The sequence below is a fragment of the Mesorhizobium sp. CNPSo 4670 genome (genome assembly GCF_057784235.1).
Genome location: NZ_JBWJFQ010000010.1, coordinates 48,057 through 66,474, shown reverse-complemented (window position 1 = coordinate 66,474; position 18,418 = coordinate 48,057). Strand labels below are relative to the sequence as shown.

The window sequence follows — 18,418 nt, the reverse complement described above, 5'->3', positions numbered from 1 at the left end:
CAGAACCGCAGCAGATACAAATCACTTGAGCCTCCTCGAGATGGTCCGGATCGATGACCGGCCCTATGCTGGAGCCCGCTATCCACCAGGATGCTCTGGCCTATGACAAACGCCGCCTGGGGACAGCTCAGCCAGGTGACCCCCAGCCGGCAATATCGATGCCTGAGGCATCGGCGTTTCCGTTTCCAGGTCTCAGGCTTTTGGCTCGAAGGGCGGCGGGCGGCGGCCAGCGCCTTGGTGGGCAAGCATCCAGCCCGGATATTCCGGCCCCAGCGCGCTGACCTCATCGAGTTTCTGCATGTCGCCGGCGTCGAGTTTCAGGGTGACGGCAGCAAGGTTCTGATCGAGTTGCTCGATGCGCTTCGCGCCGATGATGACGCTGGTGACGAACGGCTTGGCGAGAACATAGGCGAGTGCCACGGTCGCGACGTTGCTGCCATGCTTCTGGGCAACCTCGCGCATGACGGCAATGCAGGCCCAGGCCTTATCCTTGTCCACTGGCGGGAAATCGAAGCTGGCGCGACGGCCTTCGCCGTTGCCGGGCGCGCCGGGACCGTACTTGCCTGAGAGCAGGCCGCCGGCAAGTGGCGACCAGACCATCAAGCCGAGCTTCTCCTCATTCAGCAACGGCGCGATGTCGCGTTCGAGATCGCGGCCAGCGATGGAGTAGTAGGCCTGGACGGTTTCGAAGCGGGCAAAGCCGCGGCGTTCGGAAATGCCGAGCGCCTTGGCGATCCGCCACGCCTGCCAGTTCGAAACACCGATATAGCGCACGAGACCGCGCGAGATGAGATCGTCGAAAGCGCGAAGCGTCTCGTCGATGGGCGTCACGGCATCGGTCGCATGGATTTGATAGAGATCGATGTGATCCGTCTGCAGCCGCTTAAGGCTTGCTTCCACGGAATCCATGATGTGCCCGCGCGAGGCGCCGCGATCGTTCGGCTTGTCGCCCATCTCACGAGAAACCTTGGTAGCGAGGACGACGTCCTTGCGCGGGACGTCAAGGTTCTTCAGCGCCTGGCCCAGCAGCCTTTCGGATTCCCCGAACCAATAGACATCGGCGGTATCGATGAAGTTGACGCCGGCTGCGAGCGAGCGCTCAACGATCTGGTCAGCAGCCTTCTGGCCCACGCCAGCGATGGCACCCCCGCTGCCTGCTTCGCTGAATGTCATGGTGCCGAGGCAGATTTCCGAGACGAAAAGTCCGGTATTTCCAAGTTGATTGTAACGCATCGAGAGGTTTCCTTGTGTCGGCCGCAAGCTGCTTGCGGACTGCTGAAGTCCATTCTTTCAACGGGCCTGCGCATGGACGGACGGCACAGCCGGGCTGGGCTGCAGGGAGGCAATGTTTTACACATTGGCAACCTCCGGCTTTTCAACGCCACTGCAGCAGTCTGTTGAGATTGGCTTCAACGTAGCGGTGACAGACATGTTTGAGAATGGTCCCTAATCGACATGTCTTGTTGAGCAGAAGACAACAATGTTTGGAGGCAGCGACTTCGTATTCCCGCGTTCATTGACTTCATGCATCCGTCGCCCCGGCGGGGCGATTTTCACACGCTAGCGCTCTAGCTTATCAACTCCCGCAGCTGACTGCGGCCGACGGCCGAGATGGGTGTTAGCTGATTATGCTTTGCCACGGATCTCGGACGCTACCTTGATCGGTGTCGAAAGGCGTCGATGAAGGTGCCGAAGGCAGGCGACAGGTTGCGCCGGCTCGGGTAGTAGAGGTGGTGGCCCTGGAAGGTCGGGCACCAATCCGTCAGTACCTCGCGCAGTTGGCCGGCTTTCACATATCGCGCGACGAGTACAGCCGGCGCATAAGCCAGACCTATGCCGTCGAGCGCTGAATCCAGCGCTGACCGGAAGTCGCTCAGGATCAGTTGGCCATCGACGCGCACGCTGCACTCGCGCCCGTCCTTCTTGAACTCCCAGGCATAGAGCGCGCCTGATGTCGGCAGCCTGAGATTGATGCAGTTGTGGTCGGTCAGCTCATGCGGGGTGGTCGGGGCTGACCGACGCGCAAGATAGCCAGGCGAGCCCACCACGCAGTAGCGCACATCTGGACCGATGCGAACGGCGATCATGTCGCGCGCAACCGCTTCGCCCAGCCGGACCCCGGCATCGAACTGGCGTTCGACGATGTTCGTGAAGCCATTGTCGATGACGAGTTCCACAGAAATGTCCGGGTGGTCCGCAAGGAACCCCGCCAGCCTGGGCCGAAAGATCATTTCCGTCACGTCGTCCGGACACACGACGCGGACCTCTCCGGACGGCGTGTCGCGGAGGGCTCCAAGTGCGCCGACTTCCGCTGCAATGCTCTCGAAGTGCGGCCCGATGCGCTCTGCAAGGCGCTGGCCGGCCGCTGTGGGGGCGACGTCGCGGGTCGTGCGCGAGAGAAGGCGAACGCCGAGGCGCTCCTCCAGGGCCCGGATCGTATGGCTGAGTGCAGAGCGGGTCACGCCCAGCTTGACTGCCGCCCGCGTGAAGCTGCGCTCCCGCGCCACCTCCAGGAAGGCCCGCAATTCGCTGAAATCGTCACGCGGCATCGTGAGGTCCATTCAACACCGAATGCAAATTATAGGTCCAGATCGCTCAAAGCCAGCCCGGCTACCTAACCGGCAACGCGTAAAAAAATGCGTTTGCGCACAGTGGCGTAGACTCTCTTGCTACAGGCTGCCCTTCGAAGCTCTAATTGCCACTGCCGGATTCTACTGCTGGAGCAAACTCAGAAGGGCCCGCGTTTTCGCGCAGCTAAGGACAGGAGTCTGTCGCAGAGAAGGGTCGGCAAGGGGGGTCATGGGTGTGGTTCGGCCGAACGTCCACTTGGATGCTGATTGGCGGCCGGAAGGTCCGGTCAGGGTCAGGTCGAGACTTCATGCCGCTCGCGCAAAAACGTCCGCGATCGCCATCCCAAAGTCGTGAAGCCGCAATTCGGCTTCCGGCCCCACTGCGGTCATTCGATGCCTTATCCCTAAGGGCCGCTCATGGCGCTGCCTGCTCGTTCCAGTGCCCGACAGGAATGACAGCTCGCCACCCATCTCGGTCATTGGCGGCAGCCAGTTGATTGAGTTTTGACCCTAATCGTCACTCTCGATTGCAAGCGGAGCGGAGAGCGCGGGCGTTGCGTCGATAGTCAGCGCCTCGACCGTCTTCTGAGAAGCGCCGAGAGCTGTCAGTGACACAAGCGCCTGTAGGTGTGCTTGGCCGCTGTCAACCGTTGCCTTCACATCAAGCGTGGCATGGGGCTTGCCCAGCGAGCGGTTCAAGACCTCTTGTGCGGCTTGGAAGCGCAATTTGGGGTCATCGCATTCCAACGTTTCCGCCATGATTTCCACCGCACGGGGGGTCAACCGCCCGAGCATTTCCTTGATATCGGCGGGGACTGCCGCGCGACCACCAGGGTTGCCGCTTTGGCCCTTGGCGAACCGCCCCTTGTCAACCCGTTCGATAGCCTGCTTTTTGTCTGTCATTTCCATTGCTGTTCCTGGGGAGTCACCTCGTGCAACCCACGTGTTGTGAGGTGGCATTGGGTGGCGCAAGGTGGCAGAAGGGGTAGCATCACCTTGTTCCGAATTATCGTTCTATTTCAAAGCGTTCACTGCGGGTGGCACAGGTGGCATCAAAATTCCTCATATTTATCTGCCAGCGGAGGAGTGTGTTGGGCACGGAGCTCCCACCCACCCTTATTATCTTTTAGAAAAAGTAATGCCACCTGTGCCACCTAGGGCGATTTCACTTGCCAATTCAATGGTTTAATTGGTGGCGCTGCTCCCGAAATCTTGCGCCACCGTCGTGCCACCTAATGCCACCTAAAACGCCGTCGCCCCTGGCACGCTGGGCCGCTGCGCCCCCCGCCGCCAGCAGCGAGCCCCCTTTGCCCCTTTGGCTTGCACCCAGCCCCTCCGCCGCATGACTGAGCTAATCCGCATTTGCGTTGGCTTGGTGATTTGGGCTGGGAGCAACTTCAACGCCCCTTCGGCAATGGCCGCCAAGCTTTTGACTTCGGTCTTATCGGACAGGAAATCGTCAATCGGCTCGTCCCACGCATCACATTCGAGGCGGTTCGCTTGCAATGGCGCGAGGTATTTGGCTTCGAACTCCCGCGTCGGGTAGTGCTTTTCGCCGGCATTAAACCGCGTGAAGGCTTCGGCCAAAAGCTGGTCGCGATCCCGCGTCAGGGCGTCAAGGTCGATTGCGCCAGTCTGCACAGGCCAGAAACGCCGGTTGCCTGTGTCATCTTGAAGATACGCCGCCTCATTTGTCGTCCCGATAAAGACATTCTGGCGCGGCACCCGGACAGTGCGTTTCCCGTGAACTGGGCGAAACTGATCTACAGGGCTGGAAATGAAACGCTTAAGTGAGTTTGCGTCCGATTTCCGCATGGTGGCAAGTTCCGACAACTCAAGTAGCCAGACACCTTGCAATTGAATGGCCGCGTCCCGGCTTGAGACATCCGGCAGCGTGTCAGAAAACCACTCGCCCGCTAGAATACGACTTGCGGACGATTTTCCCGTGCCCTGCCCGCCTTCAAGAATAAGGACGTGATCGGCCTGGATGCCGGGGTGCTTCACCCTCGCAACCATCGAAAACAGGAACATGGCCCCAAGCCCGGGGTGGACCAAGGTATCGTTGACCCAAAGCCCTTGGTTCGCCGGGGTTGCTTCTGCGCCGAGATACCGCGTCAACCAAGTGTCTATACGTGGGCGCCCATCCCAAACCAAGCTGTTCAAATGGTCCATGACGGGATGGTATTTGAGCTCTTCGGCGACGAGATTGATTGCTTGATGTAGGGCATCCAGATTGGCTGTAGGAAACGGCCCTTTTTGCAGGCGTTCCAGCATTACTAGCTCGTCCATGTCCGTCAAAGGCCGGGGCCTAAAGCTATGTTCGCCCGTCAGAGAGCGCACGAGGAAGGGCCGCTGATCCATTTCGTTGAACCGGACGTAGGGCGAGTCGGCATGGCGGAGGGCGTCTGCCAACGCCGCCATGTTGACCGCTCCTTTTTTCTCTAAGATCGGAGGCACGTAGCCGGCTGCACGGGATTGGTCGTCGGCCGCACTGCCATCAATTTCGGCGAAATCAACCTGGGCAAGTTGCGCGGCTCCGTCCCACCCGTGTTGCTTGGCTACATACGCCAAGTGTTCCGGCGGCACGTGCGAAACCGTGAGGCTGTCCCATATCTTCCAGAAATATTCGGAGTCCGCCCACCCATGCCGCACTGCCCAGGCTTCAGCGTCGGACGCCAGCGCGTCGGCTTTGCGGCCTGTTGCGGCTTTGAAGCTCGCCAAGAGTGCGACGAAGCTTTCCCTCGACGGCAGTGCCTGCTGGGTGTTCGGAATTGCGTTCAAGGCTTCTAACGCCATTTCGTCGGGCCATGCGGGATCGGCATCACGCACCGTCACCTCATAGTGCGTTGGGCCCTCCACCGACGCTGCCGCGCTGACAATAGTGCCGCCGTCTGCCTGGATTGCCTCTATCAGCAGATCGACAAACGCCGCAACGTCTCCGCCTGTCAGGCAGGGGAGGTTGTCAGCACCCACTGACACAATGCTTTTGCCGTCGCGCCACTGGTACGCCCCGCCTTTCGGGTGCGTGCCGGCAACAACATATTGCTGCCCGAAGCCGAGCACTTCCACTACATGCCTTTTCCCCTGCTTGTCGGTCCACTCTAGCCGGCCCTTGCGGAAGGCCTCGGCACCCGGTTTGAGCCGGAACGGATATAGGGCGCGGGGCGCGCCGGGCCGGAAGCGCGCAGGCAACCCCGTGCCGAATAACGACACAACCAAAGCCTCGACAAGCGCAAGCGCTTCGTCCGTAGAGGTGTCGATGTCGATTGCAGGGAAGTTCGCCGAGCGAAGCCCCACGTTGCCGGTGGGCCATTCCTTGGCGGCTGAAATGGTACCAGGGTCAATGCCCCTAGAAGGCCATGGCCCTGACAGGCCGGACCAAGGGCCATTACAGAAGCGACCAGGAACCTTTCCTGCTTGGTCTGGCTTGACGGTCGATTTTTGGACAAGTTGAGCGCCGGGCGGGATGATCGGCAGTACGTCCGCTGCCGGGAAACCGGCACGGATAAACGGGGCAGCGGAGCTGCCAAAGGTATGGCTAGTGTCTGAGCGCACGGGGGAGCCTTTCCGAAGGAAAGTAGAGTGTTGGGATTTTGGGGAGAAACGGGCTTTGCCGGCGGGGATGCTTTTCCTGGTTGCCTGCACCCCGACCCCCCAAGGCCGGTTAGTGGTGCAGGCAACGGAATGGCGTGTCCGTGCGCGAACAAGCAACACAAAATCTAGCGCCAGAAGTGCAAAAAAGCAAGCTGTAGGCACTAGATATGGGGTAAATCAGTGGGCGATAATTTGCCCGCTACCCTAGGGCCCGGTGCCCTAGGCGAGCACGGGATTACTGCTTGTCAGCCGCTGTCAGCATTGACAACACGGGCCGCCATCCGCGCTTTCCAAGCATCACGGGCCATAGCGCGGAAATCATTCATGAAGCCCCTCGCCCTATGCTCGTCGCCGGGGGGAACCCCGCGATAACGAACAGGTCCGGCATAGGGAATGAAAGCAGGTTTTCGTCGGACAGGACTTCCTCTGCGCCCGGAGGTGATGGCGCATCGGCGTTGTCACTCGCCCGCTCTATCATATCGTCGTAGTCCAAACCAAAATCACCATGCCAATCCGCGAGATACGACTCGATCAACCTGTCAACTTCCTCGCGCGGCGTGGTGTTGGCGTTGGCAACCATTTCGTTCAGAAGCGATTTTGTCGCTTCAACCAACAGGCGCTTATCCCTCTCTGAGCCAAGCGCATTAACGCGGGTCACAAGCCACTCTAGCGCGGCCTGTGCTTCGGGGGTTTTGAAGCGTTCGGGCACGAATTCCGGTAGGAGCATTGGGGTAGATTTCCTTCAATGAATGGTGGGGGAGTATTCGGGCGCTAGGGGATCAAAGCCCCTTGCCAAGGACGCCGCCCAGGCAAAAGCCCAGACCACGGTCTCGGGCTCATCGGGGTCAAAGTCGGCTGGTGGGGGTGGGTCGATCCGGGTTGCCCTCACATATTCCGTGTCTTCGGGCGAAAGAGCCGCAGCGGCGTTGCGCACAAAGGCCGAAACGATGTCCCTGACGAAATTCGTCATTTGGCACCTCCCACCGCCCGCTCCGCGCGGCCCGACTGATAAGCGGATTTGGTGATGAGCCGCATCATTGCGGGGTTGAGGGTGGCCCGTGCCCGTCCGATGCCATAAGCGGCACTACCGACGACGCGGGGAGACGACACAGCAAGCGACGCGAGAGCCGCCGCAAGCGCGGTCGGGTTCGAAAGCAGCACCGCCCCAGGCACAGCGAAGCGGGACCCCGACTGCATGACGCGAGCGAGCCCTTGCGGCTCCCACGACGACAAAGCCCTACCGGAAATCATGCCAGGGAGCGAAGGCTCTTTCGTCGCCAATTTGCCCAGAAGCGTCTGCCGTGCCCCGAAATTGGTATTCACGTTGTTCCGGGCGGTTGATAGGAGCTTGCGGATTGTGGTGTCGTGGGAGGCGATATCCGTGAGCGAAAAAGTCTTGCGGACATCCTTCAGCATTCCCGCCGCGTCGGCGTATCCACGCATAGCGGCGGCGTACTCTGGCGCTGCCGCCTCGATTGTGTCCCTGACGCTATGGTACGCCTTGTCAGCGACGCGCCGCGCGAGCGTGCCCACATCAGCGGTATCGCGGATTTCGCCGAGGCGTTGTTTGAGCACGTCGAAACCCATTGGCGTATGCAAAGCTGGACCGGCGTTCCGCCACTCATCAACCAGTTGTTGAGTGTCAGCCAGCACCGAAGCTGCGCGGGTGTCTTTGGCTTTGCCGTTAAAGAAGACCTCGCCCTGTGCGTCAGTCAAAGCCCGATCGATATCGTTGAAATCCAGGACGCTGGTGTTGGATTTGACCCTTGCCATGTCCCGCGCGTAGTTCGCGCTGGCGTCACTCGACAAGGCACGGACGGCGTTTTCAGCACTATCAAGGATGTCCGTGACGGGGGCTGCATCCCGCATTTGTGCCAGCGCGGCGGTGTTTCCCTCGCGGCCGGCACGCTGCATCCCACGGATTGCGTCACCACCCGCGCCGGTCGTCACGCCCAGCACAGGCGCAACGATTTTGTTGCCCACTCCGCGCGTGACACCGCCAGCGACGCGGCCGGCGTTCGCCAGCGGGTCAACGATGTCCGCTGCCGTACCGGCCGCACGAGCGACGGTGCCGAGCATGCCTGGAGCCTTCGCGCCGAGCAGCGAGCCGCCAGAGAAGATGGTGGCGAGGTCCGACAGGAAGCCGACAGGGTCTTGCGCCATCGTACGTTTGACGTTTTCGATGCCACCGTAGCGCTGTGCGAAGAACTGGCCGAGGGCGTCAGCCGCACCCTGGTCGGCGTTGCCAATGCCCGCCTTCGCCGCGACACCGGCGGCAATGTCACCAATGCTCTGCGCGGTCTGGATCGGGTGCAGCACGGGCTGCGCCAGGTCTTTGGCGAACTGGCCGGCGCTGGGCAGGAAATTGCTGACAGCGCCTGACAGCACGTCGGAGGCCGACATAGCCTCCTGCGCCTGCGCCGGCTGACCTACGTCGGAAGGGAAGTCAACTGGCGTCCCGTTGAAGCGAGGTTGCTTTGCATACTTCACCCAAGGACCATCCGGCACGGGAGAGTCTGGGTTGTTTTCCTCGACCGGCGTTCCTGTGAAGCGAGCCATTTTGCCGTACTTCACCCACGGACCTTCCGAGTCCGGCGTATCCTCGACTAGTGTTCCAGAAAAGCGTGGCATATTACTTCTCTACCCGGTGGCGCTGCGGGACTTCCAGGGCGGGAAGGTTGGCAAGCCACGCCTCCGCATCGCGCATAGTGACGACGGTCTTGCGCCCGATCTTCCGTACCTGGAGCCGCCCGGCACTGATTTCTTGGTAAAGCTTGCTCCGCCCGACGCTGGCCCAGTGCTGGAATTCTGCTACCGACATCGCACCGCGCGCGGTCGTGGTTTCCGTCAACATGCTTCGTTGTCCTCATATGTCACCAACATACAGGACAATACTCATCGCCACCTTTGAGCCACAACATGTTGATGGAAAAATCGGGCCGTTATCCCGCACCGTTCCCCTAAATCATTGAAAATGCTGCAGCATAGTTTTGTCGCGCAATCCGTGCGATATCTCCTAAAACTAGATGTAGCTTGCTGGCAACTTGTCAGCGCTGGGTAGCGTTCGAATTTCGGTTCACGCCCCTTGTGGTCTTCCACGAAAACCACGACGAACGGCTCGATCGAGCCAGCTTGGAATGACGACCTGCTGCAACATACACAGATCAACACGGGAATGGAGGACAAGAAGATGGACCCCAGGAGGCGGCTAGATGAGAAATATGAGAGGCTTCGCTCATCAAAAGTACCCTTCCTTGAGACTTACCGTGAAACAGTGCTTGAAGAGCAGCCTCTTGGAGCGCCTCTGGAGCGCGAGGTGATCGTTGTTCGGATAGACAAGAGCTATCTGAAGCTCTACTCGTTTCTTCTCGGGTTCGTCCTGCTTCTCCTAATCATTGGCGTCCTTTGGGGCTAGATCATCCGTGCTCGCGTCAAATGTGCCTCTTTCAGCAACTGGGTCGTTCCGCGCGAAAGCCGCCCAAGCATCCATCAACAAACGCCGCTTCGCCAACGCATCGCCCCGACGGTACGCACGCTCTGTCGCGTCGCCGACCGCGTGGGCCAGGGCCGCTTCGGCGACTTCGCGGGGAGCGTCGGTTTCCTCCGCCGCCCAATCCCGAAACGACGACCGAAAGCCGTGCACCGTCATGTCATTTTCACCGCATTGCCGCAGCATCATTGCCAGCGCCATTTGGGAGAGCCCTTTGCCCTCTTTGGCCCCTGGGAAAATGAAACCGTCAGGCGCAGTGCGGACCGGAACCACGGCGTTTAGGATTTCAAGCGCGCGAGTTGACAGCGGGACACGGTGTTCGCGTCCGGCCTTCATACGAGCGGCGGGAACTGTCCACACGGCGTTTGTCGCGTCGATTTCATTCCAGCGGGCCGCGATCACTTCCCCGGTGCGCGCGGCTGTCAGGATGAGGAATTCCAGAGCCAGCGCGGAAACCGCGTCCGACTGACGCAATTTGGCGAGGAACGCGGGAACGCTCGCGTATGGGAGCGCGGCATGGTGCCCGCGCGATAGCTTACTCTGGCGGGACAGTAGCTTATCGAGGTGGCCGCGCCATCGCGCCGGGTTCTCTCCGCCCCGCAACTCCTGTGCCCGTGCGGCGTCAAGAATGCGCTCAATGCGTCCCTGTGTGCGTCTCGCAGTCTCAGGTTTCGCGGTCCAGATCGGTTGTAATACCGCCAGCACGTCGGCGGTTTCAATCTTGTCGAGCGGAAGGCGTTGAAGGCGCTTCGCATAGACCTTCATCGTCATCTTCCATTGCGCGATATGCTTGGCATTACGGAAGCCCTTGGCCTGTTCCGATATGAACGTGTCCGCGAATTCGCCGAACGTCTGCGCTTTGGTCTGCTGTTCCTTTTCGCGGCGCACGTCGTTCCAAGGGTCGCCGCCTAGCGCGAGCGTCGCCTGGTACGCACGGGCTTGGTTGCGAGCTTCTTTCAGGGAAACGCCCTTAGGGCCATCCACCAAGCCAAGCGCCATTTCACGGCGCTTGCCGTGGCGGCTGTAAATGAAAACCCACCGCCGGGTGCCTGTCTTCGTGACGAACAGGTAGAGCCCTGTGTCTTTGATGCTATCGGAATAAATTTTGCCCTGCCCGGTAAGGGCCGACAGTGCCTTGTCAGTCGTGATTTTCGCCTTAGCCGCCATGGCTCGCCCCTCAAAAACATAAAGGCAACCATAAACCAAAATCGCGGAAGCGAGCAAACGAGAACGGACGGTGGCGGACAGGCTTTTCACAAAATCAAGTGTTATCAAATAGTTATCAGATAACCCATACTGCCTCAAACTATTGCTGGCGAAGACTTTAGGCGGACGCTCTCTCCGCCACCATCGCTCGACAACGCTTTGAAATCGCTGGAGATTTCTGGAGAGCCTAGGTCTTCTGCTTCTTTCCCTGCTTGGCTGGCCTACTCAAACAGAAAAGTCCACAACGTGAGGCCGTGGGCCAATCTGAACGAAAATCAGAAGCCTGAGGAACCAGGAGCGGGGTGGAGCGTTTCCTCGCGTGCTCAAGAAAATCGCCCTAGCTACCGTCCTGATCCAGGTCGCCACTGTTGCGGCCCTCATAACGCAGACAGTGCTCTTCACGTCAACCACCGCTACCCAAGCCGCGAACGTGCAGCCTCGCGAAACTGTTGCGGACACAGGGAAAGAATGCGCTGAGGCGACGTGGCCAGATATTCCAGAGCATTGCCTGAAACGAACTGACGCAAGAGTGCGCACGCTCGTCCTGACCGCGGGGCAATAGAAAAGCCCGCCATCGTGGTCTCACTGTCATGGGAAAAAGATCTCCGTTGAAGGGGCTCGTCGCAACGAAGACTCTATTCGTGATCTCGATGCCGGGCCTCAACGGGGGAACGATCCGCGCCGTCATGAGTTAGCACTTCATGATGTACACCCCAGAGCACAACGAACGTGGCGCGATGGCCGATCTCGTAATCTTGGAACTGGCCAAGGCCAGACAGCGCGTCAAGCGGGCGGAGTCCGCCCTCAGGCGCGCCAAGGAAATGCTGGACGAAGACTGCGGAGTCGGGATCAATCTCGCGCTCTGCGGCAGAATACGGGCCGCTAAGCGGCGTGTGATCGAGGCCAGAGAGCGCCTGACGAAGATCGATCCACCGGCACTCGAATTGTAGTCCCATGATTTTTGGGGTTGCCCCATGATGATCGCGATCTTCAACCCTGATACCGCGAGAAACGGCGACGTCTATCGCACCGCAAGGCTTGCGATGCTGACGCAGCAAATGATGGGGCAGATCGAGCGCACGGACGCCTCGGCGCAGAAAGTCGAGCAATGCTGGCAACATGGGCTGAAGCAAACGCGCTCGTGCGGCAGTAGGGCCACACGTCGGCGACAGCGCTATCGGCCAACGCCTCCAGAATTCCCGATCCCGGTTTCGTGCAAGCGCTCGATGGCTTCGGCCAGGCAGCCATTGTTCGGCTAGCCGCCCGCGGGAAAGCATCAGGCGGATCGTGGCGAGCGCTTGTGCCGGCGCTGGGCAAGGTTGCATAGTCCAACAGGGGACTCAGCAGGTTTTGCGCATCGGCTCGGAGCAATCGTGATTGGACTTTATGATCTCTGGCCCGCCTTCGTGGTCGTCGCGCTGCTTTGGCCGCTTGCGGGCTTGCCGCTGTTTCAGCGGGTCGGCTTCGAAGCGACCACCGCCAGGGTCCGGGGGATCGACGGGATGCGAGGCTATCTGGCGCTTGCCGTCGCACTCCACCACGCCGTCATCTACCACGAATTCCTGACGACCGGCGCATGGAAGTATCCGCCCTCCGCTTTCTACGGCCTGTTGGGACAGGTGGGGGTGTCCTTCTTCTTCATCATCTCCGCCTATCTGTTCTGGGGGAAACTGCTGTCGGCAAAGGCCCCCGTGGATTTTCCGACCCTGTTGCTCAAGCGGGCTTTCAGGATCGGGCCGCTCTACATCTTGGCCGTCGGCGTGGCGATGGCTTTGGAGGTCGTTGACGGGCGGATCGATTATTCGACCTTCGCGACCTACGAGCGGGCGTTTTTCAATCTGCTGTTTGGTGTCTTTGGCTATGTCCCGCTTTCGAATGCCCGCGTCTGCACATTGGCCTGCGTAACCTGGACCTTGCCCTATGAATGGCTGTTCTATTTCAGCCTGCCGATCGCAGCCATATTCAGCCGGCACCCGGTTACCCGCATAGGATTACCGGCCGTTCTGCTGGCTTTTTCCATCCTCATGTCAATGGGGGGAGGCAGCGGCGCCTACTCCTATCTAGGACTTTTCGCAGGCGGCATGCTGTGCGCGACGTTTGAAGCAAGCGCCCTGCTGGTGAAGTTGCATCGGCACGTCCTGTCCGCCATCGCCCTGGCGCTGCTGGTGTATATTTTTGCCACCTACAGGGTTGCCTACGCGCCGGGACCGATGCTGCTGTGCACCAGTGCCTTCTTCTTGATCGTCTCGGGCGCCGATTTCTTTGGCCTTCTGACCGCCACCCGTTCAGTGCGACTGGGCGAGATCAGCTATGGCATCTATCTCTTGCAGGGGCTTGCCTTCGTCTCGATATTTTCCATCGTGCCCGTGCGAACCTTCGCCCTGGACAACGCCACGCAGTATTGGCTTGTGATCGTGATGGCGATGGTGCTTCTGCTCCTCATGGCGCTGGTCGCGCACCTTTTTGTTGAAAAGTCCGGCGTCTCGCTGGGAAACAGGCTTGCAGCAGTTCTTCGCCTGTCGAACCAGCGTGAGACACGCGAGGCTCCAGTCGCGAGTGAAGCAAGGTCCTGGCGGATGCCGACCAGCCTCACGCGACAATCCGCCGACCGCTGATAGCGCCCGAGAGGGCTGTGCGGGGATTCCGGTCAAAGGATGACCGCTGCATTCACCTAAAAGCGCTTGGGCCTGGAACCTCCTGCCTCGCGGCGCGTTTCACGGCGTCCCGTCCGTGGACCAGCCCGGATATCTCTCCCGGGCGCTGCGAAATCAGGAGCCCTTTTCATGCACGACAAGCTGTTTCATTCACCGGTCGCACTGACCGTCGGCCTTGGCTTCAAGCGCGAGATTGCCTCGCTGGCCGAAATGCACGATTTCCTGACCGATTGGACGACTTCCCGCCGCGGCCCGCTTTATCGCAACGCGATGAAGGCATGTGATCTCGCGGTTCCGGGTTATGTGACCATCGAGCAGGCGCGCCGTGCGCTGGTCGAATTTGCACAGGCTTCCGGCATCCTGTGGCCGGATCTCGAGCCGGCCGCGGGCGTACACGCCGTTGCCCGTGGTTATGGCGGTTACGCCGCCTGACGCCACCTCCCATCGTGGTGGCTAATCTATACCGGCCATCGCAGAAGCCCGGCTCGACCCAGCCGGGCTTTCGCTTTTTCAGGAGCCGCAGGAAATCACAGATGCGGGCTGTGTATCTTGCGCGACAATCATTGCGTCGAACGTGCGCGTGGCCGCGGCGGCTTGGGGCCGGCCGATGCCGGCTCATCCGCCGACTGCGCGGCAAGGCGCAGAGCTCTTAGCCTGGCCGTCTTTTCATCTCGCGCCGCTCGCTCGGCGGCGGTCACGATCAGCGACTCACGCTTGGCGCGTTCGTCGCGCTCCGTATCGACTTTCGCGCGATTCATATGCCGGTCCTTCCGCTGCTGGGACGTCGGTTTCGGAACCGTTGTCACCTCAATCAGTTTCCGCATGGTGCAGCGGTGCGGCGGCGGTGACGATTACAAATGATGGCCAGTGGAATCTTTCGGTCCGAGCCCTGGGCCGAGGCTCTCAGTCACACCACCCCGAAGAGACGACCAGCGATGCTTCGAAGACATGGCGCCCGCTCTCGTCCCGCACTTTGACGGTAATGACCGTGCGATCGTTCTCGATCATCTCGTCGCGGACGATGTCGGGCAGTATGCGTATCGCCTCTCGCCGCAGGCGTTCGCGCGTTTCGAACACCTGCCCGTCATCGTCGACCGTCAGACCGTCACCATTGTAGAGGTCGAGGTAATATCTGGGCATGATGCGCTGGACCTCCAGGTGATGATGTTCGCGAGAGATTCAACCGACAATTCGCGGACCGAACTGTTGTTCCACCTGAGGTGGCGCTTGCCGGCGAATAAGTGCACTCTAACAAATGTTAATGCCTGGCCCCGTCCGAAGACCTAGTGCTTCCGCAGCCGCCCCATGCTTGCGCCAAACGAATTGGCGATCGGCTCTGAGCCCCTTCGCTGGAGATAGCGGTGCTTGAATCCCTTTATCTGAACCTAGGTCAACACGACGCGCTCTCCGACGGCGAGAAAGCGTTGCTGGCCGGTGCCATGACCTTCGAAAGGCATTTTGCGACCGGACAGGACATTGTCGCCTCGGGATCGCGGCCGACTTACTCGACGTTGATCCTCGACGGCCTGGCGGCACGCTACAAGGTGCTGGAGAATGGCGGCCGACAGTTCACCTCATTGCAGGTGCCTGGCGACTTCGTCGATCTCCACGCTTTCCTGCTGAAAACCATGGATCACGGCATCGTCGCCCTGTCGCCTTGTCATGTCATGTTCGCCGATCATAGTCGGCTGCGTGCCATCACCGAGGAAGCACCGCACCTGACCCGGCTGTTGTGGCTGGACACGCTTGTCGACGGCGCCATCCACCGCGAATGGATCGTGGCGATGGGGCGCCGTTCCAAGACCTCGCATCTGGCCCATCTCGTCTGTGAGCTTTTCGTACGCTTGCAGGTGGTGCAACGCACCAACGGCATGAGCTTCCATCTGCCGCTCTCGCAGGCCGAACTGGCCGACGTGCTCGGCCTCTCGGTTGTGCACATGAACCGCGTCATCGGCGCCCTGCGCAAGGTCGGCGTCGTCAATTGGGCAAACCACACGGTGACCATTCTCGACTGGCACCGGCTGCAGGAAATCGCCGAGTTCGACCCAACCTATCTCAGCATGATGCGGGAACCGCGTTAGGTTGTTCCTGACGCGGTCGCCGATCATTGCTTTCGGTAGCTATGCTGCTTCTGCCGCCAGGTTGACGGCTGACTCCGCGATCTGCGTCAGCGCTTCGTCCGTAGCCTTCTCTTCCTTCAGCGTCGCTTCGAGAAGTGTCGCGGCTTCGTTCAGCCCGAGTTCGCCGGCCCAGGTCCTTAGCGTGCCATAGCGCGAAATCTCGTAGTGTTCGACCGCCTGCGCGGCGGCCAACAGGCCGGCGTCGAGCGCGGGAGATCCCTTGTATTCCTCCATGATCTCGGCGCCTTCCTCGGTGATGCCCATGATGGCCGCACACGTCTTGCCGACCGGCTTCTTGCCGATGACGCCGAAGACCTTCTCCAGCCTTGCGACATGGCCCTCGGTCTCGGCGCGATGCTTTTCGAAGGCGGCTTTCAGGTCGGCGCTTTGCGCGGCCTTGGCCATTTTCGGCAGCGTCGCCAGGATCTTCTTCTCGGCGAAATAGATGTCCTTCAGGGTGTCGTGAAATAGGTCGTCGAGCATTTTCTGCTTTGCCATGGTCGTCTCCTGTGGTGAGCCCTCAGGTCGACAATCTCGCATTGGAAGTTTTGTTCCGCTCGTTCCGGCAATGACGTCCCCAGCGACCCAAATTTGTTGGCCCGGGGCCGGCCACGAGCCGGGCGCAAAACCTTTATAAAAATCCTATTTCTTTCCTTCCAGTCCCGTCTCGAACCTTTATGGCGATCGGGTCCATATTCCGCCTTGAGCAAAAGTTGGCGCCGTCACACCTGAAGTATGGCGGGCCGCTTTTTACGCAATCGCCGACCTGTTTACGCAATCGCCGACCAGCCTGTGGCAGGCGCTACGGTCGAAAGTAGAAGATCGGAAGCAAGGAACAAGCACAATGGACATCGTCGTTCTCGGGATCGGGATTTTGTTTTTTGCCCTGTCCTTCGCCTACATCAAAGCCTGTGACATTCTCTAACGCGAGGATCGCGAAATGCTCGTCGACTATATTCTCGGTGGCAGCGTGACGCTGTTCCTGCTCGTCTACCTGACATACGCCCTCGTTCGTCCAGAACGCTTCTGACGGCAATTGGCGCAAGGCACGGAAAGCTACAATCATGACTCTCAACGGATGGCTACAGATCCTCGTCTACTGCGGGATCGTCGTTTTGCTGGTGAAGCCGCTCGGCGGCTACATGTACCGCGTCTTCAACGGCGACCGGACATTTCTTTCGCCGGTTCTAGGCCCGATTGAGCACGGGCTCTATCGCATTTCGGGAACCAGCGAGCGCGAGGAACAACACTGGACCACCTATGCGGCAGGCATCATGTTTTTCAGCATTGCCAGCTTCCTGGTGCTTTATGTCCTGCAGCGGCTGCAGGGCGTCCTGCCTTACAATCCGGCGGGCATGACCGCCGTCGAACCCAATCTCGCCTTCAACACCGCCGTCAGCTTCCCGACCAACACCAACTGGCAGAACTATGGCGGCGAAAGCACGATGTCCTATCTCGTGCAGATGGCCGGCTTCACCGTGCAGAACTTCATGTCGGCGGCGGTTGGTATCGCCATTGCAGTGGCGCTGATCCGTGGTTTTGCCCGCGCTTCGGCCAAATCTATCGGCAATTTCTGGGTCGATATGACCCGCTGCACCCTCTATGTGCTGCTGCCGCTCTGCATCGTGCTCACCCTCGTCTACGTCTGGCTCGGCATGCCGCAGACGCTCGGCCCTTATGTCAACGCCACGACGCTCGAAGGCGCCCAGCAGACGATTGCGGTCGGTCCCGTTGCCTCGCAGGTGGCCATAAAGATGCTCGGCACCAATGGCGGCGGTTTCTTCAACGCCAATGCCGCGCATCCCTTCGAGAATCCCGACGCGATCTCCAACCTGATCCAGATGGTGACGATCTTCGCACTCGGTGCTGCCTTGACCAACGTCTTCGGCCGCATGGTCGGCAACCAACGCCAGGGCTGGGCGATCCTGGCCACCATGGGTGTCCTGTTCATCGCCGGTGTCGCCGTCTGCTACTGGGCGGAAGCCGGCGGCAATCCGCTGGTGCACGCGCTTGGCATCGACGGCGGCAACATGGAAGGCAAGGAAACGCGCTTCGGCATCACCTTGTCGGCGCTGTTCGCCGTCATCACCACGGCCGCGTCCTGCGGCGCCGTGAATGCCATGCATGACAGCTTCACCGCGCTTGGCGGCTTGATCCCGATGGTCAACATGCAGCTCGGCGAAGTCATCGTCGGCGGCGTCGGCGCCGGCTTCTACGGCATCCTGATGTTCATCGTCGTCGCCGTCTTCGTTGCCGGTCTGATGGTCGGCCGCACGCCGGAATATCTCGGCAAGAAGATCGAGGCCAAGGAGGTCAAGATGGCGATGCTCGCCATCCTGTGCCTGCCACTGGCGATGCTGACGTTCACGGCCATTGCGGCGGTTCTGCCAAGCGCCGTGGCATCGATCGCCAATGGCGGGCCGCATGGCTTCTCCGAGATACTTTATGCCTATACCTCCGCGGCGGCGAACAACGGCTCAGCCTTTGGCGGCCTCAGCGGCAACACGCCATGGTACAACATCACGCTCGGCATCACGATGCTGATGGGCCGCTTCCTGGTCATCATTCCGGCGCTGGCCATCGCCGGCTCGCTGGTGGCCAAGAAAACGGTCCCGGCCTCTGCCGGCACCTTCCCGACCGATGGCCCGCTGTTCGTCGGGCTGCTGGTCGGCGTCATCCTGATCGTCGTCGGCCTGACCTTCTTCCCGGCGCTGGCGATCGGACCGATCGTCGAACAGCTGGCGATGATCCATGGGCAGACCTTCTGAAACTGCCCCGCCTTGG

At 60.4% G+C, this 18,418-nt stretch carries 20 protein-coding genes; 8 read left to right on the top strand and 12 right to left on the bottom strand.

The features are described 5' to 3' along the window. Positions 1-192 precede the first annotated feature (192 nt). From AC0ZT5_RS17940 to AC0ZT5_RS17905, 8 genes are all read right to left on the bottom strand, one after another. Positions 193-1,233: an aldo/keto reductase gene (locus tag AC0ZT5_RS17940; protein WP_488497509.1), complete on the bottom strand. Its 1,041-nt coding sequence runs from the start codon at positions 1,231-1,233 to the stop codon at positions 193-195. Between the two features lie 419 nt (positions 1,234-1,652). Beyond that, positions 1,653-2,549, bottom strand: a complete 897-nt coding sequence (locus AC0ZT5_RS17935) for a LysR family transcriptional regulator (RefSeq protein WP_488497508.1) — start codon at positions 2,547-2,549, stop codon at positions 1,653-1,655. A 531-nt stretch (positions 2,550-3,080) separates the two neighbouring features. Continuing rightward, the gene (locus AC0ZT5_RS17930; RefSeq protein ID WP_488497507.1) at positions 3,081-3,479 is read right to left on the bottom strand and encodes a hypothetical protein; all 399 of its coding nucleotides are present in this window, start codon (positions 3,477-3,479) and stop codon (positions 3,081-3,083) included. A gap of 333 nt (positions 3,480-3,812) precedes the next feature. Beyond that, complete coding sequence (locus AC0ZT5_RS17925; protein ID WP_488497506.1) at positions 3,813-6,125, bottom strand: VapE domain-containing protein; 2,313 nt, start codon at positions 6,123-6,125, stop codon at positions 3,813-3,815. Between the two features lie 361 nt (positions 6,126-6,486). Continuing rightward, a complete protein-coding gene (locus AC0ZT5_RS17920) occupies positions 6,487-6,891 on the bottom strand; it encodes a hypothetical protein (RefSeq protein ID WP_488497505.1) in 405 nt (134 codons plus the stop codon). A gap of 15 nt (positions 6,892-6,906) precedes the next feature. Then, positions 6,907-7,134: a hypothetical protein gene (locus AC0ZT5_RS17915; protein WP_488497504.1), complete on the bottom strand. Its 228-nt coding sequence runs from the start codon at positions 7,132-7,134 to the stop codon at positions 6,907-6,909. Continuing rightward, a complete protein-coding gene (locus AC0ZT5_RS17910) occupies positions 7,131-8,738 on the bottom strand; it encodes a hypothetical protein (RefSeq protein ID WP_488497503.1) in 1,608 nt (535 codons plus the stop codon). Before AC0ZT5_RS17910 ends, AC0ZT5_RS17915 begins: the two co-directional genes overlap by 4 nt. A 58-nt stretch (positions 8,739-8,796) precedes the next feature. Then, the gene (locus tag AC0ZT5_RS17905) at positions 8,797-9,018 is read right to left on the bottom strand and encodes a helix-turn-helix domain-containing protein (RefSeq protein ID WP_488497502.1); all 222 of its coding nucleotides are present in this window, start codon (positions 9,016-9,018) and stop codon (positions 8,797-8,799) included. Positions 9,019-9,339: 321 nt separating this feature from the next. Here AC0ZT5_RS17905 and AC0ZT5_RS17900 point away from each other — a divergent pair, with 321 nt between their 5' ends. Then, positions 9,340-9,579, top strand: coding sequence for a hypothetical protein (locus tag AC0ZT5_RS17900; protein WP_488497501.1), 240 nt, complete (start codon positions 9,340-9,342; stop codon positions 9,577-9,579). Here the strand turns inward: AC0ZT5_RS17900 and AC0ZT5_RS17895 are convergent. Beyond that, positions 9,553-10,929: a tyrosine-type recombinase/integrase gene (locus AC0ZT5_RS17895; protein ID WP_488497500.1), complete on the bottom strand. Its 1,377-nt coding sequence runs from the start codon at positions 10,927-10,929 to the stop codon at positions 9,553-9,555. The two genes, AC0ZT5_RS17900 and AC0ZT5_RS17895, sit on opposite strands and share 27 nt — an antisense overlap. Before the next feature lie 632 nt (positions 10,930-11,561). On the opposite strand from AC0ZT5_RS17895, the gene AC0ZT5_RS17890 reads away from it, so the two are divergent. From AC0ZT5_RS17890 to AC0ZT5_RS17875, 4 genes are all read left to right on the top strand, one after another. Further along, a complete protein-coding gene (locus tag AC0ZT5_RS17890; protein WP_488497499.1) occupies positions 11,562-11,810 on the top strand; it encodes a hypothetical protein in 249 nt (82 codons plus the stop codon). A gap of 24 nt (positions 11,811-11,834) precedes the next feature. Beyond that, positions 11,835-12,119, top strand: coding sequence for a hypothetical protein (locus AC0ZT5_RS17885; RefSeq protein ID WP_488497498.1), 285 nt, complete (start codon positions 11,835-11,837; stop codon positions 12,117-12,119). 114 nt (positions 12,120-12,233) lie between these two features. Next, positions 12,234-13,475, top strand: coding sequence for an acyltransferase family protein (locus tag AC0ZT5_RS17880; RefSeq protein WP_488497497.1), 1,242 nt, complete (start codon positions 12,234-12,236; stop codon positions 13,473-13,475). A 168-nt stretch (positions 13,476-13,643) separates the two neighbouring features. Then, positions 13,644-13,946 carry a DUF982 domain-containing protein gene (locus tag AC0ZT5_RS17875; protein ID WP_488497496.1) on the top strand — a complete coding sequence of 101 codons (303 nt, stop codon included), beginning with the start codon at positions 13,644-13,646 and terminating at the stop codon, positions 13,944-13,946. Between the two features lie 128 nt (positions 13,947-14,074). On the opposite strand, the gene AC0ZT5_RS17870 is transcribed toward AC0ZT5_RS17875, so the two are convergent. After that, a complete protein-coding gene (locus AC0ZT5_RS17870; protein ID WP_488497495.1) occupies positions 14,075-14,272 on the bottom strand; it encodes a hypothetical protein in 198 nt (65 codons plus the stop codon). 145 nt (positions 14,273-14,417) lie between these two features. Continuing rightward, on the bottom strand, positions 14,418-14,654 hold the full coding sequence (locus tag AC0ZT5_RS17865; RefSeq protein WP_095084645.1) for a DUF6894 family protein: 237 nt from the start codon (positions 14,652-14,654) through the stop codon (positions 14,418-14,420). 221 nt (positions 14,655-14,875) lie between these two features. Here AC0ZT5_RS17865 and AC0ZT5_RS17860 point away from each other — a divergent pair, with 221 nt between their 5' ends. Further along, positions 14,876-15,595 (top strand): Crp/Fnr family transcriptional regulator, encoded by a 720-nt coding sequence (locus tag AC0ZT5_RS17860; RefSeq protein ID WP_477227958.1) that lies wholly within the window; start codon positions 14,876-14,878, stop codon positions 15,593-15,595. 39 nt (positions 15,596-15,634) lie between these two features. Here the strand turns inward: AC0ZT5_RS17860 and AC0ZT5_RS17855 are convergent, their stop codons facing one another. Then, the gene (locus tag AC0ZT5_RS17855) at positions 15,635-16,132 is read right to left on the bottom strand and encodes a YciE/YciF ferroxidase family protein (RefSeq protein WP_488497494.1); all 498 of its coding nucleotides are present in this window, start codon (positions 16,130-16,132) and stop codon (positions 15,635-15,637) included. 442 nt (positions 16,133-16,574) lie between these two features. On the opposite strand from AC0ZT5_RS17855, the gene AC0ZT5_RS17850 reads away from it, so the two are divergent. Both AC0ZT5_RS17850 and kdpA read left to right on the top strand, forming a co-directional pair. Then, positions 16,575-16,664, top strand: coding sequence for a K(+)-transporting ATPase subunit F (locus tag AC0ZT5_RS17850; protein ID WP_095084642.1), 90 nt, complete (start codon positions 16,575-16,577; stop codon positions 16,662-16,664). A gap of 34 nt (positions 16,665-16,698) precedes the next feature. Beyond that, positions 16,699-18,402, top strand: coding sequence for a potassium-transporting ATPase subunit KdpA (kdpA, locus tag AC0ZT5_RS17845; RefSeq protein ID WP_488497493.1), 1,704 nt, complete (start codon positions 16,699-16,701; stop codon positions 18,400-18,402). Positions 18,403-18,418 lie beyond the last annotated feature (16 nt).